We start from the raw sequence: 14,682 nt of genomic DNA, 5'->3' as shown, positions 1-14,682 counted from the left end.
CAAAGCCTGCGTCGCAACAGAAAACCGCCCGCCTCACGCGGGCGGTTTTTTTTCGCGCGTCGTGCGCGATGTTCTCCTGTCGCATTCACTCGCCATCAACCTGTACGTGAACGTTCACGTTGTACTATAATCCGGCCTATCGATTCAGGCTCCCCATTCGCCATGCCGACAGATCCCGCCTCTCCCCTGCTGACCGTACAGGACGCCGCGAAGCAACTGCAGGTCACACCGCGCACGCTGAAGTACTACGAGGAACGCGGTCTCGTCACGCCGACGCGCAGCGAAGGCCGCTACCGTCTGTACGACGACGCCGACCTCGAACGTTTCGCGCGAATCCTGCGTCTGCGTTCGCTGGGCTTTTCGTTGCAAGGCATCACCGAGATGCTGAAGCGTCCGTTCGAGCGTCATGAGAACGGGCGCTCGCGGCTATCGGACGAGTCGCTACGGGAAGTCCGCGACGCACTCACACAGCAGATCGATGCGCTCAATACGCGTATCGACGCCGTCCGGCGCGAACTGAAGGAAGCGCAAGCGCTGAAAACCGAATTGAGTCGCGACCTCGAATACGTGGAGCGGCGCGTCGCGGGAGAAAGCGTGGACGTGCTGCTCGAACAGCGGCGCAATGCGCTTGCCAGAAAGCGGACTACGGCCGCAAAGCAAACAGATCAGACCCAACCGGCAAAGGCCGCAAAGCAGACCACGGCGCGGAACCGCTCTGCATGAACGCTGCGCCATCACGTGTCCCGCTTTTCAGTGCCGAAAAGCTGCGCGGCGATTTTTTCCCATGGGTACTCGCGGTCGTCACCGGCCTCGATTACTTCGACAACGCCATCTTCTCGTTCTTCACGAGCTATATCGCGGGCGGTGTCAATGCGTCGCCGGACGAACTCGTCTGGTCATCGAGCGCCTATGCCGTCGCTGCGGTGCTCGGCATCCTGCAACAGCAATGGTGGGTCGAGCGGATCGGTTATCGACGCTACGTTGCGGGCTGCATGCTGCTCTATGCGGCTGGCGCAGTCGCGGCGGCGCTCTGCGAAAGCTCCGTCGAACTCGCGTTTGCCCGCGGCTTTCAGGGCTATTTCATCGGCCCGATGATGGGCACCTGCCGCATCCTGATCCAGCTCAGTTTCACGCCCCAACAACGCCCCGCCGCCACGCGCGCCTTCCTGATCCTGATCGTCGTGAGCACCGCGCTGGCGCCGCTGCTGGGCGGTCAGCTCGTCGCGCATTTCGACTGGCGCGCGCTGTTTGCCTGTACGGCGCCGGTCGGTGTGCTGTTCGCGATCCTCGCGTTGCTGGCGCTACCCAACTCCGGTGACGTGCAGCCTGAAGAACGTGGCGCGACACATTTCTGGCCCTACCTGATCTTCGCGTTCGCACAAGGCGCGCTTCAGATCGTGATGCAGCAGGTCCGCTTCAAGCTCTTTAGCGCGTCGCCGGAACTGGTCGTGCTGACCGTCTCTGGCATCGGCGCGCTTGCCTGGTTCGCCTGGCAGCAATGGCATCATCCGTCGCCGCTCGTGCGCTTGCATGCGTTACGCGAAAAGACCTTCCAGATGGGCCTGATTCTCTACATGTTCTACTACTACGAGTCGACCGCGTTCAGCTATCTGATCGCGCGGTTTCTCGAAGGCGGGCTGGGCTATCCGGTGGAAAACACGGGGCAACTGGTCGGTGTGACGTCGCTCATTTCCGCCAGTGCACTCTTCGTCTATCTGCGCTACGCAAAACTGCTGCCGCGCAAGAAGTGGCTCATCGTGTCAGGTTTCGCGATCGCCGCTTTCGCCGCCACGTGGATGACGCGGATGTCGCCCGACGTCGGCGAAGCCGCCTTGATCGTGCCGTTGTTGCTGCGCGGGCTGCTGTTGCTGTTCATCGTGCTGCCGGTCGCCAACCTGACCTTCAGGATCTTCGCGATCGAGGAATTCACGCACGGCTATCGCCTGAAAAACATCGTTCGACAGTTGACCATTTCATTCGCGACGGCATCGGTCATTATCATCGAGCAGCATCGTCAGGCGCTGCATCAGGCGCGCCTCGCCGAATACGCGAACCCGTTCAATCCCGCATTCCAGAGTACGATCGCGGCACTGACGAACGACTTCGTCTCGACCGGACGCTCGCTCGCCGAAGCGCACGCGCTGGCTATCGTCGAAGTCAGCAGAATGGTGGCGCGGCAGGCCAGCTTCCTGACCTCGCTGGATGGCTTTTACTTCCTGATCGGCGTGGCCGTCTGCGGCGGCATCTTCGCCGCGTGGCAAAAACAGATCGACTGACCGATGCTTGCGAAACTCACTCACTGGTTCGATTCCCGCCGCCGCGATCGCGCGCTGCGCCGCTACGCGATCTCCGATGCACTCTGGCAACAGACGCTCGATGGCCTGCCGTTCCTCGCCCACCTCGACACCGCCGACCTCGTCCGTCTGCGCGAACTGACCAGTCTGTTCATCGCGCAGAAGCAATTCTCGACCGCACACGACCTCGAACTGACCGATGCGATCACGGTCGCGATCGCCGCGCAGGCGAGCCTGCCGATATTGAATCTCGGGCTCGAGCTGTATCGGGGCTGGGTCGGCATACTCGTCTACCCGGGTGACTTCGTCGTCCGCCAGACTGTCGAGGACGAAGACGGCGTCGTCCACGAAGTCGAACACGACGCCAGCGGAGAAGCATGGGAAGGCGCCCATGTCGCTCTGTCGTGGGAAGACGCGCAGATGACCGACGGCCAGGACGCGTACAACGTCGTGATCCACGAATTCGCGCACAAGATCGATATGCTGAGCGGCGAAGCCGACGGCCACCCGCCGCTCTTTCGCCGCTGGCACGCGCCGCTCGACGCGGCGGCCTGGGCCGGTGTGTTCGACCATGCCTACGACCAGTTCTGCGCGAAAATCGACGCGGTGCCGCAGCGCCGCTGGTCGCGCTTCGAGCGGGAATCGCTGATCGATCCCTACGCAGCGGACCACCCATCGGAATTTTTTGCCGTTTGCAGCGAAGCGCTGTTCGTCCAGCCGCACGCGTTCGAGGCCGAGTACCCCGAGCTGTACCGGCTGCTCGCGCGCTATTACCGGCAGGATCCGGCGCGCACCGGGGCGCTTGAGGGACTTGAGGCGCAGGCACCTAAAAAGTCGTCAACCGACTGATTTTCTGGCATAATCGCCGTTTTTCGACCGTAGGCAAGTGGCTCGCGCCAAAATGCCGTTCGCGCCTGACGCGGCGGCACGCGGGTTGGCTACCGCCAGATTAAAGGAACGACCATGAAAGAAGGCATTCACCCGAATTACCGCGAAGTTCTGTTCGTCGATATGTCGATCGACTTCAAGTTTGTGACGCGCTCGACCATCCAGACTCGCGAAACCGGCGAATTCAACGGCAAGACCTACCCGCTCGCGAAGATCGAAGTGTCGTCGGAATCGCATCCGTTCTACACGGGTCAACAAAAGATCATGGACACGGCCGGCCGTGTCGAGAAGTTCAACAAGAAGTTCGGCGCACGCGCCATCGGCAAGGTCGCCGCGAAGTAAGCGGGCGGCATTGCGGGCCTCGATTGATCTCGTGGCCGAAGCAAGGCACCAAGGGGCAGCGTAAGCTGCCCTTTTTTATCGCCTATCCCCGCAGCCGGACAGCCCCACGTAAGCGCCGGCAAGACAGCCAGCCGTGACGGCCAACGCGCGGCACGTCTACAATGCCGGATGCTCCAGACCGGTCGTCGTCCCGGGCCACGGTTCACGCTGTCCGCCGCACTGCCTTTCCGATACCCAGACACCTGCATGAGACCTGCCGTTCGCCTCACCGCCTCCGCGACCAGTGCATTACCTCGCTGGCTGCTGCTCGCCATCTGCATCATCTACGCTTCGTTCGGCCTGTTCGGCCGCGATCCGTGGAAGAACGAGGATGCAGCGGGCTTCGGCGTCATGTGGACGATGGCGACGGGCCATTTGCACGACTGGCTGCTGCCGAATCTGGTCGGCAAGTACATCACCGCGGAAGGACCGCTCGGCTACTGGCTCGGCGCCAGTGCGATCCGCATGCTGGCACCGTGGGTCGACGCGAGCAACGCGTCGCGCGTCTTCACCGGGTTGCTGTTTTGCGTCGCCTGCGCGTTCGTCTGGTACGCCGCTTACCTGCTCGGCCGCCGCCCCGAAGTGCAGCCGTTCAAATATGCGTTCGGCGGCGAGCCGGAGCCACGCGACTTCGGCCGCACGCTGGCCGACGGCGCCCTGCTCATTCTTCTCGCCTGCTTCGGTCTCGCCGAGCGCGGCCACGAAACCACGCCGCAGATCATGCAGTTCGTCTGCGTCGCGATGCTCGTCTATGGCCTCGTGCGGATGATCGACAAGCCGCTGCAAGGTGCGCTGGTCTGGGGACTCGCGATCGGCCTCGTCGCCCTGTCGAGCTCGCCGGTGCTGGTCGGCGCCCTGCTCATCGGCACGCTCGCGATGACACTGACGGTCCGCGAAACGCGCTCGCGCTGGCTACTGCTCGCCGGCTTGCCGGTTGCGCTCGTCGTATCGGTCTCGTGGCCGCTTGCCGTGCTGTCGATCTTCCCCGACGACGCCGTGTGGTTCCTGAACCAGTGGATGCGTGGCAGCATCAACGCGTTCGGTGGCTCGCCCGACCCCGTGCTGCGTTACGCGCTGAAGAACCTGCCGCTCTTCACCTGGCCCGCGTGGCCACTCGCGCTGTGGGCGTTCTTCAGTTGGGCCGGGTTGCGTCGCGCGCCGCACGTCGCGATTCCGCTGTCGGTGATTACGCCACTGCTGATCCTCGTGGTGCTGCAAAGCCATGAGTCGAACCGGCTTTACATGCTGCTGCTGCCCGCTCTTGCAGTGCTCGCCACGTTCGCACTGCCCACGCTCAAGCGCGGTGCGATCAATGCGATCGACTGGTTCGCGATGCTGAGCTTCACGATCATCGGTTCCGCGGTGTGGCTTTTCTGGCTCGCGGGCCTGACCGGGTTCCCGCAGCCGCTCGCGCGCAATCTCGCACGCTATGCGCCGGGCTTCACACCGCAGTTCAAGATCCTGTCATTTGTCTGCGCGGTGGCGGTCACTGTCTGCTGGTTCGCACTCGCGCGCTGGCGGATGTCGCGGCATCCGAAGGTGCTATGGCGCAGCGTCGTGCTATCGAGCGCCGGCACCACGCTGATGTGGGTGCTGCTCATGACGCTGTGGCTGCCGCTCATCAACTACAGCCGGACCTACAAGGACGTTGCCGAACAGATCTCGAGTCATCTGCCCGAGGACTACAGCTGCATCTCGCCGGTGCGGCTCGGCGATGCGCAGATCGCGACCTTCGCGTACTTCGGCGACATGCACTTCTCGTTCAACGAAGACTGCGACGTGATCCTGCGTCAGGACCGCCAGGACTTCGGCGAACCGAGCTCGATGCCCACCTACATCTGGAAGCTCGTGTGGGAAGGCCGGCGCGTCGCCGACCGTGACGAGCGCTTCCGCCTGTACGTTCGGATCGACCGGCCGAAGCCGCCGGTCAAGCGCCGCACGATCCGTCGCCAGCCGGACTGACCATGCTAGCTGACGTGCGGAAAATCGCCGGGCTTGCATGGCCCGTGCTGATCGGTCAGCTTGCGATCGTCGCCTTCGGCGTGATTGATACGGCGATGGTCGGCCGCTACTCCGCGCTCGATCTTGCGGCTCTCGGCCTCGGTGCGTCGATCTACATATCGGTCTTCATCGGCCTCACCGGCATTCTTACCGCACTGCAACCGATCGTCGCGCAGCTCTATGGTGCGCGGCGCTACGGCGAGATCGGCGAGGAAGTCCGGCAAGCACTGTGGCTCGCGCTTGCACTGGCCGTGCTCGGTTTCGCGATCCTCTATTTTCCCGGCCCGTTGTTGCGTATCGCACGCGCGCCCGAGGCGTTGAGCGACCGCACCGTGGCCTATCTGCGCATCCTGTCGTTCGGACTCCCGGCGAGTCTTGCGTTTCGTGTCTACAGCTCGCTCACCAATGCCGTGGGCCAACCACGGCTCGTGATGATCCTGCAGATCGGCGCGCTGCTGCTCAAGATTCCGCTCAACACCTGGCTGATCTTCGGCGGCCTCGGCATACCGGCACTCGGCGGCCCGGGCTGCGCGTTCGCCAGCACCGCGATCAACTGGACGCTCGCCATAGTCGGCATGAGGCTGCTCACCAAGCTCGATATTTTCCGGCCCTTCGCGATCTTCACGCGCTTCTGCTGGCCGGTATGGCAGCGGCAGATCGAACTATTGAAGCTCGGTATTCCGATGGGACTGTCGTATCTGATCGAGGTCACGTCGTACACGTTCATGGCGCTCTTCATCGCGCGCTTTGGTACGACCACGCTCGCGGGCCACCAGATCGCAGGCAACATCGGCGCAGTGCTGTACATGACGCCGCTGTCGATCGGTATCGCTGCGTCGACCCTCGCCGCCCAGGCACTCGGCGCGCGGCGCTACGAGGCCGCCCGCACGCTGTCGCGGCACGGCATCGCGATGGCCTGCACGATCGCCTGTGGCTACGGCATCATCGTGCTCGCGCTGCGACCGTTGATCATCGCGGGCTACACGCCCAATCCACAGGTGACGGCAACGGCGATGCAGCTGGTGCTGATTGTCGTGTGCTACCACCTGTTCGATGCATTGCAGGTCACGACGGCATTCGTGCTGCGCGCCTACAAGGTCGTGGTGGTACCGACCGTGATCTATGCAGTCGCGCTGTGGGGCGTCGGTCTCGGCGGCGGATATCTGCTTGGCTTCGACGTCGGCGGTGCGATACCCGAGTGGCTGACCGGCGCGCGCGGTTTCTGGGCCGCCAACGCGGCGAGCCTCGCGATCGCCGGCAGCGGGCTGCTGCTGTACTGGCGCAGCGTCAGCGCGCGCTCGGTTCGCGAAGCCGCGATCGCACGCACCGATACAGTCGTTTGATACGCGCGCGGTGCGCCCGCACCGCGTCGAAACACCCGCCCGGCCGGGCTCGCACCGCGCAGATTAAAAAGAAAAAGTGCGTATGCGGAATCGCGGGAAACCTCTGAAAAACATAAACCCCAAGATTCAACGAATGTTAAATATCGCGTGAAGTGATTTACTTAGGATTAATCGATCGGTATAAATCGACGGCCTTTTCATAAAAAGGGCGCGCAATTTGTCCTATGCTTAAGCGCAGCGCTTGCTGACTGGATGCGCGATCCGTTCCCGGCTAACTTTTTTGCCCTCAATGGAGTGCCTGCCATGCTGAAAAAGCTGTTGATGCTGTGTGTTGCCCTGATCCTGTCGATATCGGCGGGTTTTGCGGCTGCCGTCGAAGTCAATACCGCCGATCAAGCCGCACTCGAATCGGTAAAAGGTATCGGCCCCGTTCATGCAAAAGCGATCCTCGACGAGCGCGCGAAAAACGGTCCATTCAAGGACGCGGACGACCTCGCGACCCGCGTTAAGGGAATCGGCACGAAGTCGGTGGTGAATCTCGAAGCGGCGGGTCTGACGATCAACGGCTCGTCGAGCGCACCGACCGGCTCCAAAGCCGCAGCGACGAAGTCCACGACACCGGCTGCAACGACCCCGGCAGCGCCGGCAGCCAACACACCAGCGGCTCCGCCGGCAGCAACCACCGCAGCGGCCTCGGACGGCAAGGCCACCAAGACGAAGCGTTCCAAGAAGAGCAAGGCTGCGGCTTCCGACGCCGCCGCAGCTTCCGCTGCGGCACCGGCCACAGCCGCAGCCGCCTCGGACAGCAAGCCCGCAAAGACGAAGAAATCGAAAAAGAGCAAAGCTGCATCGGCGGCAGCCGCTTCAGGCACCTGACACATAGCAGTTGCAAACTGCATCAAGGAGGCGAACCGGCGGCGCGTTGCGGTCCATCCGGTGAGCCTCGCGAATCATCCGTGCCGCGCATCCGCGCGGTGTTTTCCCCCTCCGGCTCGCGCTTCGCAGAGCGAACCATGCAAGCCGGACATCCAGTGAGATCGCCATGAGCCTACTCGACACACTCGGTTCCCTGCTTGGCAAGTCGCCCGATGGCGGCGGCGGCCAGCAAGCCCTGATCTCCGCAGCCCTCGAGCTCGTCAACAAACAGCCGGGCGGTCTGAACGGCCTGATCCAGCAGTTCCAGGCAAACGGCGCAGGCGACATCATCAAGTCCTGGGTCGGCAACGGCGAAAATCAGGCGATCTCGCCCGACACACTGCACAGCGTGCTCGGTTCGGATCTGGTCAGCGGGCTTGCCGCGAAAGTGGGCGTGCAACCCGAGCAGGCGGCCGGTCTGCTGTCGCAGGTGTTGCCGCACATCGTCAATACCGCTACGCCGCAGGGCGAAGTGCCCGCCGGTGGACAACTGAACACTGAAACGGTGCTTGGCGCGCTGGGCGGCCTCACGTCGCTGTTCGGCAAAAGCGGCGACGCCGGCAAGACGTCGTAGCTGTGCGACGGAAGGCGCAGCACATGCGCCTTCCATGCAGGACATAAAAAAGCGGGCAACGAATCGCTTCGTTGCCCGCTTCACCGCGCCTTCGAAGAGGCTGGCTAAAGACCGCCCGCGCCTACCTAGTGCACGACCCGATCGAACACCAGCTTCCCGTCCTTCAGTTCAACCGGAATCACATCCTTCGGACCGAACTTGCCGGCCAGAATCAGCTTGGCGACCGGGTTCTCGATTTCCTGCTGGATCGCACGCTTTAACGGCCGCGCACCGAACAGCGGATCGTAGCCGACCTTGCCGATCTGCTCGAGCGCCGCATCCGACACGACCAGTTGCATGTCGAGCTTGGCCAGCCGTTCGTGCAGCCGCTGCAGCTGGATCTTCGCGATCGACTGGATGTTCGACCGATCGAGCGCATGGAACACGACGACGTCGTCGATCCGGTTCAGGAACTCGGGGCGGAAGTGCAGCTTGACTTCCTCCCACACCGCGTCCTTCACCGCTTCCTGCGGTTCGCCGACCATCGACTGGATCACCTGCGACCCGAGGTTCGACGTCATCACGATCACCGTGTTCTTGAAATCCACCGTGCGTCCTTGCCCGTCCGTCATGCGGCCATCGTCGAGCACCTGCAGCAGCACGTTGAACACGTCTGGATGCGCCTTCTCGACCTCGTCGAGCAGAATCACGCTATACGGCTTGCGACGTACCGCTTCGGTCAGATAGCCGCCTTCCTCGTAGCCGACATAACCCGGCGGCGCGCCGATCAGCCGCGCGACGCTGTGCTTCTCCATGAACTCGCTCATGTCGATACGGATCAGGTGATCTTCCGAATCGAACAGGAACGCTGCGAGCGCCTTGCACAGCTCCGTCTTGCCGACACCGGTCGGGCCAAGGAACAGGAACGAGCCATACGGCCGGTTCGGGTCCGACAGGCCTGCGCGCGAACGGCGAATCGCATCGGCGACCGCACTGATCGCTTCGTCCTGACCCACCACGCGCGCATGCAGTTTCTCTTCGATCTGCAGCAGCTTTTCGCGCTCGCCCTGCATCATCCGCGAGACCGGAATACCGGTTGCGCGCGAGACGACATCCGCGATTTCCTCCGCACCGACCTGCGTGCGCAGCAGACGTCTGCGCGTCGGATTGCTCTGTTCCTGCGCTTCGGCCTGCGTGACCTGCTTCAGTTGCGCTTCGAGTTGCGGCAGCTTGCCGTACTGCAACTCGGCGACTTTCTCGAGCTTGCCTTCGCGCTGCAGCCGGACGATCTCGGCGCGCGCACGGTCGATCTCTTCCTTCAACTGCGCACTGCCCTGCACCGTGGCTTTTTCCGCGGTCCAGATTTCTTCGAGGTCGGCGTACTCGCGATCGAGCCGGTCGATTTCTTCCTCGATCAGCTGCAGCCGCTTCTGCGACGCTTCGTCCTTTTCTTTCTTCACGGCTTCGCGTTCGATCTTCAACTGAATGCGCCGACGATCGAGCCGGTCCATCTCCTCGGGCTTCGAGTCGATCTCCATCTTGATCTTCGAGGCCGCTTCGTCGATCAGGTCGATCGCCTTGTCCGGCAGGAAACGGTCGGTGATATAGCGATGCGACAGCTCGGCGGCCGCGACGATTGCCGGATCAGTAATGTCGACGCCGTGATGCAGTTCGTATTTCTCCTGCAAGCCACGCAGGATCGCGATCGTCGCTTCAACCGACGGCTCGTCGACCAGCACCTTCTGGAACCGGCGCTCGAGCGCCGCGTCCTTTTCGATGTACTTGCGGTATTCGTCGAGCGTGGTTGCGCCGACGCAATGCAGTTCGCCGCGCGAGAGCGCCGGCTTCAGCATGTTGCCTGCATCCATCGCGCCTTCGGCCTTGCCGGCGCCGACCATCGTGTGGATTTCGTCGATGAAGACGATGGTCTGACCTTCGTCCTTCGCAATATCGCTGAGCACGGCTTTCAGGCGTTCCTCGAACTCGCCGCGATACTTCGCACCGGCCAGCAACGCCGCCATGTCGAGCGACAGCACGCGCTTGCCCTTGAGCGACTCCGGCACTTCGCCGTTGACGATGCGCTGCGCGAGCCCTTCGACGATCGCCGTCTTGCCAACGCCCGGTTCGCCGATCAGCACCGGGTTGTTCTTGGTCCGGCGTTGCAGAATCTGGATCGAGCGGCGAATTTCGTCGTCTCGACCGATCACCGGGTCGAGCTTGCCGGCGCGTGCGCGCTCAGTCAGGTCGACGGTGTATTTCTTCAGCGCTTCGCGCTGGCTTTCCGCGTCCTGGCTGTGCACCTGCGAGCCGCCGCGCACCGCAACGATCGCCGCTTCGAGCGACTTGCGCGTCAGACCGTGCTGACGCGCGATGCGGCCCGCTTCGCCCTTGTCGTCGGCGATGGCGAGCAGGAACATTTCGCTGGCGATGTAGCTGTCGTTGAGCTTCTGTGCTTCCTTGTCGGCCTGGTTCAGCAGGCCCGTCAGATCGCGCCCGATCTGCACGTTGCCGTCGGTGCCCTGCACCTGCGGCAAACGCGTGATCGCGTCGTTGAGCGCGGTTTGCAACGCCTGCACATGCACACCCGCGCGCGACAGCAGCGAGCGAGCCGAACCGTCCTGCTGGGCGACCAGCGCCGCGAACAGGTGAACGGGTTCGATGTATTGATTGTCGTGACCGACTGCCAGACTTTGCGCATCCGCGAGCGCTTCCTGGAATTTGGTGGTGAGTTTGTCGATTCTCATCAAGAGACTCCAATTTCGAATATCACCAAAATGAGGCGTTTTATGCCGGTTTCAAGCGCTTTTTTGCGTTTCTAATGAAATTCTGCCAATCAGCCCTGCAACCAGCGTAGCGGCTCGACCCTCAGCCGTCGGCTGCCACGGGCGCAATCGAAATGATCGAAGCAAGGCCCAGCAACGCCGCGAGCGGCGCAGCGGGTTGCGCGACATCGTCGATCGTATGGCGGTCCAGTTCGGCGAAAAACGCATCGCGGGCTGCGGCAAGCGCTACTTGCAACCGGCATTCGGTCTGGATCGCGCATGGGCGATGCAGACCGGTTTCGTCCGGGAAACAGCCGACGAGCGCGAAATCGCCTTCCATCGCGCGCACCACCTCGCCGACTGTCAGCGCGCCCGAGTGCTCCCCGAGCCGCAGGCCACCGTTGCGCCCGCGGACCGTCTCGACCCAGCCGAGGTCGCCGAGTCGCTGCACGATCTTCATCAGATGATTCTTCGAAATGCCGTACGCGTCGGAGATGTCCTGGATCGTCGAAAGCCCTTCACGACGGACCGCGAGATACAGCATGACGCGCAGCGAGTAGTCGGTATAGTCGGTCAGTCTCATAGGCGCTGTGGCTCGCGAAAAACGGAGAGCGGCAGTACGGGCCATCGCATGACCGCACCGCTGCAAGGGTTGCCGGTCGCGGGACTTGCTCATAACATGCAGAATTCGCGCATGTTAGTCGCCCGGCTGCCGCTTATTGTGTCGTACTTTGATGCAGCCCGTCCGGGTTGCTTCGGGGGCGTCTCTGGGGCGTCCCTCGGGCGTCCCCGGGGTGCCCCGATACCCGCGACTGCCCGTCCCGATCCGCTCTCTCTGTGTAACAGGCAATGACCTCAGTCACCCCCACCCCCACCACCGCCCCACGCGACGCCGAACCGACCGAAGCGAACATTCGTGCGCTCGTTTACGCGTTCTACGACCGGATCCGGGCAGATGCATTGCTCGGCCCGGTTTTCGAGCAAAAGCTCGCTGGACGCTGGGACGAACATCTGCCGAAGATGTGTGCGTTCTGGGCCGGCCTCGTGCTCGGCGCGAAGCAATATCGCGGCAATGTGCAGCAGGCTCATCAACCGCTGCCGGGCATCGAGCCGAAGCATTTCAGCCACTGGCTGTACCTGTTCCTCGATACCGTCGAGTCGCGCTATGAACCCGCCGCCGCGGTTCGTTTCATGGAACCCGCGTTACGCATCGCGCAGAGTTTGCAGTTAAGCCGATTTGGTTGGGACTATCCGATTCCGCCCGAGCAACAGGCCCTGCTGGAGCGTGTCGCGCCAAGGCGCCCGCGCACGGGCGAGGATGCGGATGTCGACCGGCACGTGCCGGCGAAGACCCGCGGCGAACCTTTCCCGACCCGGATCATCGGTCGCTCGACCGACGAATGATCGACCGGTGGTCGCAGCCCGTAAGCAGTGTTGCGCCAGATCGCCAGGCGTTCTAGCTAGCGGCGTTTGCCGACGTTACCGTCCACGATATTCCAGCGCGCGAGCGCAGCCTCGTCGCTCGTACGGGCATCGACCCAGCGCTCGCCCTGCTCCGTCTTTTCCTTTTTCCAGAACGGCGCCTGAGTCTTCAGGTAATCCATCACGAACTCGCACGATGCGAACGCGTCGCCGCGATGCATGGAGGTCGTGGCAACCAGCACGATCTGATCGAGCGGAACCAGCTTGCCGACCCGGTGGACGATCAGCACGTCGGTGCCTGGCCAGCGTTCGCGGGCTGCCTCGACGATCGCTTCGAGCGCCTTCTCCGTCATCCCCGGATAGTGTTCGAGTTCCAGCGCTTCGACGGCGCTGCCGTCGTTCAGATCGCGCACCGTACCGACGAAGCACGCCACCGCGCCGATCTTCGGATTGCGCGCGCGCAGCGCCGCGACCTCGCTGGTGAGATCGAAATCTGCGGTTTGGACGCGCACGGTCATGGTGTTCTCTAAGTGGATCGTCAGCCGCCCGTCACCGGCGGAAAAAACGCGACTTCGCAACCGTCGGTGATGCGAGTGCCCGCATCGGTCATCACGTGGTTGCAAGCCATCCGCAGTGCGCGGCCCTCGGCCAGCGTGTCGGCCCATACGCCGCCGCGCACGCGCAGCCATCCGCGCACGTCGCCGAGCGTCGCGATGCCATCGGGTAGATCGACCGATTCGTCCGCGGTACCGAGCGCTTCGCGCACGCTCGCAAAATATTTCAGCTGGATTTTCATCTGCACTATCGGCGGTATTCGCCGTCAGGGTTGTGTCTCGCCGTGCCCGCTCAGTTCAGCAGCTCGGAAAACGGAATGAAGCGCACGGTCTCGCCGGCGCTGATCGCGTGATTCGGCGGATTGTCGATCAGTCCGTCGCCCCATACCGTCGATGTCAGCACCGCCGAACTCTGGTTCGGAAACAGGTCGAGGCCGCCAGCCGGATTGACCCGCGCACGCAGAAATTCGTTGCGCCGGTCGCCCTTGTGCTGCGAGAAATCCGCGCGCAGCGACAGCGCGCGCGGCGCCACCGTTCGCACGCCCGCGAGACGCAGCACGAACGGTCGCACGAACAGCAGGAAGGTTACGAAGGTCGATACGGGGTTGCCCGGCAAGCCGATAAAGAACGTTTCGGCGGATCCACCAGCGGCGCCACCTGCACCTGCTCGCCGCACTGCGCCGAAGGCAAGCGGCTTGCCCGGCTTCATCGCAATCTGCCACATCGACAGCCGGCCTTCGGCCTCGACCGCCGGCTTCACGTGATCTTCCTCGCCCACCGAAACGCCACCGCACGTAAGAATCAGATCGTGCGCCTGCGCCGCTTCGCGCAACGTCGCGCGGGTCGCGTCGAGTTGATCGGGGACGATGCCGTAGTCGGTCACTTCGCAACCGAGTTTCTCCAGCAGTCCGCGCAGCGTGAAGCGATTCGAGTTGTAGATCGCACCGGGTTTTAGCGGTTCGCCGGGCATCGTCAGTTCGTCGCCGGTGAAGAACACAGCCACTTTCACACGCCTCACTACAGTCAACGCTGCGCATCCCACCGATGCCGCAAGTCCGAGCGCCTGCGGCGTAAGCCGCGTGCCCACCGGCAGAATCGCGGCACCGCTGCGAATGTCCGCGCCCTGCATCGTGATCCATTCGCCGGCTTTGGGCGCGTGAAGGATCGTGACCTCGTCGCCGGCAACTTCGGTCTGCTCCTGCATCACGATCGCGTCTGCACCGGGCGGCACCGTCGCACCGGTGAAGATGCGCGCGGCCGTGCCCGCTGCGAGCGGCCCCGGCGCGTGGCCGGCCGGGATGCGCTGCGAGACCGGTAAACGGCGGTCGCCGTGCGACAGATCCGCGATCCGTACGGCGTAGCCATCCATCGCGCTGGTGTTCATCGGCGGGACGTCGAGCGGCGAGACGACCTCGGCGGCCAGCACGCGGTTCAGCGCATCGAGCGTGGGCAACGATTCGGTGTCCGTTACCGGCGCCACGGCGCCGAGCAACGTGGCGAGAGCCTCGGCGGTAGAGAGCATCGGTGCACGCGGCGCGGGAGGCGCCGAAGACGTAGGGGTGGACATCG

The 14,682-nt window shown here is 63.4% G+C and carries 14 protein-coding genes; 9 read left to right on the top strand and 5 right to left on the bottom strand.

The window, feature by feature from the left end; translation table 11 throughout:
* Positions 1–162 precede the first annotated feature (162 nt).
* The 8 genes from FNZ07_RS22235 to FNZ07_RS22200 all read left to right on the top strand — a co-directional run bounded on the left by FNZ07_RS22235 (position 163) and on the right by FNZ07_RS22200 (position 8,396).
* Positions 163–723, top strand: coding sequence for a MerR family transcriptional regulator (locus tag FNZ07_RS22235; protein ID WP_091016441.1), 561 nt, complete (start codon positions 163–165; stop codon positions 721–723).
* The gene (locus FNZ07_RS22230; protein ID WP_091016439.1) at positions 720–2,276 is read left to right on the top strand and encodes an MFS transporter; all 1,557 of its coding nucleotides are present in this window, start codon (positions 720–722) and stop codon (positions 2,274–2,276) included. Before FNZ07_RS22235 ends, FNZ07_RS22230 begins: the two co-directional genes overlap by 4 nt.
* A gap of 3 nt (positions 2,277–2,279) precedes the next feature.
* A complete protein-coding gene (locus FNZ07_RS22225) occupies positions 2,280–3,143 on the top strand; it encodes a M90 family metallopeptidase (RefSeq protein WP_091016437.1) in 864 nt (287 codons plus the stop codon).
* Positions 3,144–3,257: 114 nt separating this feature from the next.
* Positions 3,258–3,524 carry a type B 50S ribosomal protein L31 gene (locus FNZ07_RS22220; protein ID WP_091016435.1) on the top strand — a complete coding sequence of 89 codons (267 nt, stop codon included), beginning with the start codon at positions 3,258–3,260 and terminating at the stop codon, positions 3,522–3,524.
* 246 nt (positions 3,525–3,770) lie between these two features.
* On the top strand, positions 3,771–5,525 hold the full coding sequence (locus FNZ07_RS22215; protein ID WP_091016432.1) for an ArnT family glycosyltransferase: 1,755 nt from the start codon (positions 3,771–3,773) through the stop codon (positions 5,523–5,525).
* 2 nt (positions 5,526–5,527) lie between these two features.
* A complete protein-coding gene (locus FNZ07_RS22210; RefSeq protein WP_091016430.1) occupies positions 5,528–6,907 on the top strand; it encodes an MATE family efflux transporter in 1,380 nt (459 codons plus the stop codon).
* Positions 6,908–7,210: 303 nt separating this feature from the next.
* Positions 7,211–7,783: a ComEA family DNA-binding protein gene (locus tag FNZ07_RS22205; RefSeq protein ID WP_091016426.1), complete on the top strand. Its 573-nt coding sequence runs from the start codon at positions 7,211–7,213 to the stop codon at positions 7,781–7,783.
* A gap of 166 nt (positions 7,784–7,949) precedes the next feature.
* Positions 7,950–8,396, top strand: coding sequence for a YidB family protein (locus tag FNZ07_RS22200; protein WP_091016424.1), 447 nt, complete (start codon positions 7,950–7,952; stop codon positions 8,394–8,396).
* 125 nt (positions 8,397–8,521) lie between these two features.
* Here FNZ07_RS22200 and clpB read toward each other — a convergent pair whose 3' ends face one another.
* A complete protein-coding gene (clpB, locus tag FNZ07_RS22195) occupies positions 8,522–11,119 on the bottom strand; it encodes an ATP-dependent chaperone ClpB (protein ID WP_091016422.1) in 2,598 nt (865 codons plus the stop codon).
* Positions 11,120–11,240: 121 nt separating this feature from the next.
* Positions 11,241–11,720, bottom strand: a complete 480-nt coding sequence (locus tag FNZ07_RS22190; protein WP_091016420.1) for an Rrf2 family transcriptional regulator — start codon at positions 11,718–11,720, stop codon at positions 11,241–11,243.
* 266 nt (positions 11,721–11,986) lie between these two features.
* On the opposite strand from FNZ07_RS22190, the gene FNZ07_RS22185 reads away from it, so the two are divergent.
* Positions 11,987–12,541 carry a group III truncated hemoglobin gene (locus FNZ07_RS22185; protein WP_091016417.1) on the top strand — a complete coding sequence of 185 codons (555 nt, stop codon included), beginning with the start codon at positions 11,987–11,989 and terminating at the stop codon, positions 12,539–12,541.
* 56 nt (positions 12,542–12,597) lie between these two features.
* On the opposite strand, the gene moaE is transcribed toward FNZ07_RS22185, so the two are convergent.
* Genes moaE through FNZ07_RS22170 form a run of 3 tightly spaced genes read right to left on the bottom strand, consistent with a single transcriptional unit; the run spans position 12,598 to position 14,635 of the window.
* Positions 12,598–13,077, bottom strand: a complete 480-nt coding sequence (moaE, locus tag FNZ07_RS22180) for a molybdopterin synthase catalytic subunit MoaE (RefSeq protein ID WP_091016415.1) — start codon at positions 13,075–13,077, stop codon at positions 12,598–12,600.
* A gap of 20 nt (positions 13,078–13,097) precedes the next feature.
* Positions 13,098–13,355 carry a molybdopterin converting factor subunit 1 gene (gene moaD / locus FNZ07_RS22175; RefSeq protein ID WP_091016413.1) on the bottom strand — a complete coding sequence of 86 codons (258 nt, stop codon included), beginning with the start codon at positions 13,353–13,355 and terminating at the stop codon, positions 13,098–13,100.
* Between the two features lie 50 nt (positions 13,356–13,405).
* Positions 13,406–14,635 (bottom strand): molybdopterin molybdotransferase MoeA, encoded by a 1,230-nt coding sequence (locus tag FNZ07_RS22170; protein ID WP_091016409.1) that lies wholly within the window; start codon positions 14,633–14,635, stop codon positions 13,406–13,408.
* Positions 14,636–14,682: the final 47 nt, after the last annotated feature.

Origin of the sequence: Paraburkholderia megapolitana, assembly GCF_007556815.1 — a bacterium.
GTDB classification, from domain to species: domain Bacteria; phylum Pseudomonadota; class Gammaproteobacteria; order Burkholderiales; family Burkholderiaceae; genus Paraburkholderia; species Paraburkholderia megapolitana.
This window is presented reverse-complemented; position numbering and strand designations above follow the sequence as displayed.

Bases quoted from the DNA above. Each gene is read 5' to 3' on its own strand.
- FNZ07_RS22215 (WP_091016432.1), top strand. From the start codon at position 3,771: ATGAGACCTGCCGTTCGCCTCACCGCCTCCGCGACCAGTGCATTACCT.
- FNZ07_RS22205 (WP_091016426.1), top strand. From the start codon at position 7,211: ATGCTGAAAAAGCTGTTGATGCTGTGTGTTGCCCTGATCCTGTCGATA.
- FNZ07_RS22225 (WP_091016437.1), top strand. From the start codon at position 2,280: ATGCTTGCGAAACTCACTCACTGGTTCGATTCCCGCCGCCGCGATCGC.
- FNZ07_RS22190 (WP_091016420.1), bottom strand. From the start codon at position 11,720: ATGAGACTGACCGACTATACCGACTACTCGCTGCGCGTCATGCTGTAT.
- FNZ07_RS22230 (WP_091016439.1), top strand. From the start codon at position 720: ATGAACGCTGCGCCATCACGTGTCCCGCTTTTCAGTGCCGAAAAGCTG.
- clpB (WP_091016422.1), bottom strand. From the start codon at position 11,119: ATGAGAATCGACAAACTCACCACCAAATTCCAGGAAGCGCTCGCGGAT.
- moaD (WP_091016413.1), bottom strand. From the start codon at position 13,355: ATGAAAATCCAGCTGAAATATTTTGCGAGCGTGCGCGAAGCGCTCGGT.
- FNZ07_RS22220 (WP_091016435.1), top strand. From the start codon at position 3,258: ATGAAAGAAGGCATTCACCCGAATTACCGCGAAGTTCTGTTCGTCGAT.
- FNZ07_RS22170 (WP_091016409.1), bottom strand. From the start codon at position 14,635: ATGCTCTCTACCGCCGAGGCTCTCGCCACGTTGCTCGGCGCCGTGGCG.
- FNZ07_RS22210 (WP_091016430.1), top strand. From the start codon at position 5,528: ATGCTAGCTGACGTGCGGAAAATCGCCGGGCTTGCATGGCCCGTGCTG.
- FNZ07_RS22200 (WP_091016424.1), top strand. From the start codon at position 7,950: ATGAGCCTACTCGACACACTCGGTTCCCTGCTTGGCAAGTCGCCCGAT.
- moaE (WP_091016415.1), bottom strand. From the start codon at position 13,077: ATGACCGTGCGCGTCCAAACCGCAGATTTCGATCTCACCAGCGAGGTC.
- FNZ07_RS22235 (WP_091016441.1), top strand. From the start codon at position 163: ATGCCGACAGATCCCGCCTCTCCCCTGCTGACCGTACAGGACGCCGCG.
- FNZ07_RS22185 (WP_091016417.1), top strand. From the start codon at position 11,987: ATGACCTCAGTCACCCCCACCCCCACCACCGCCCCACGCGACGCCGAA.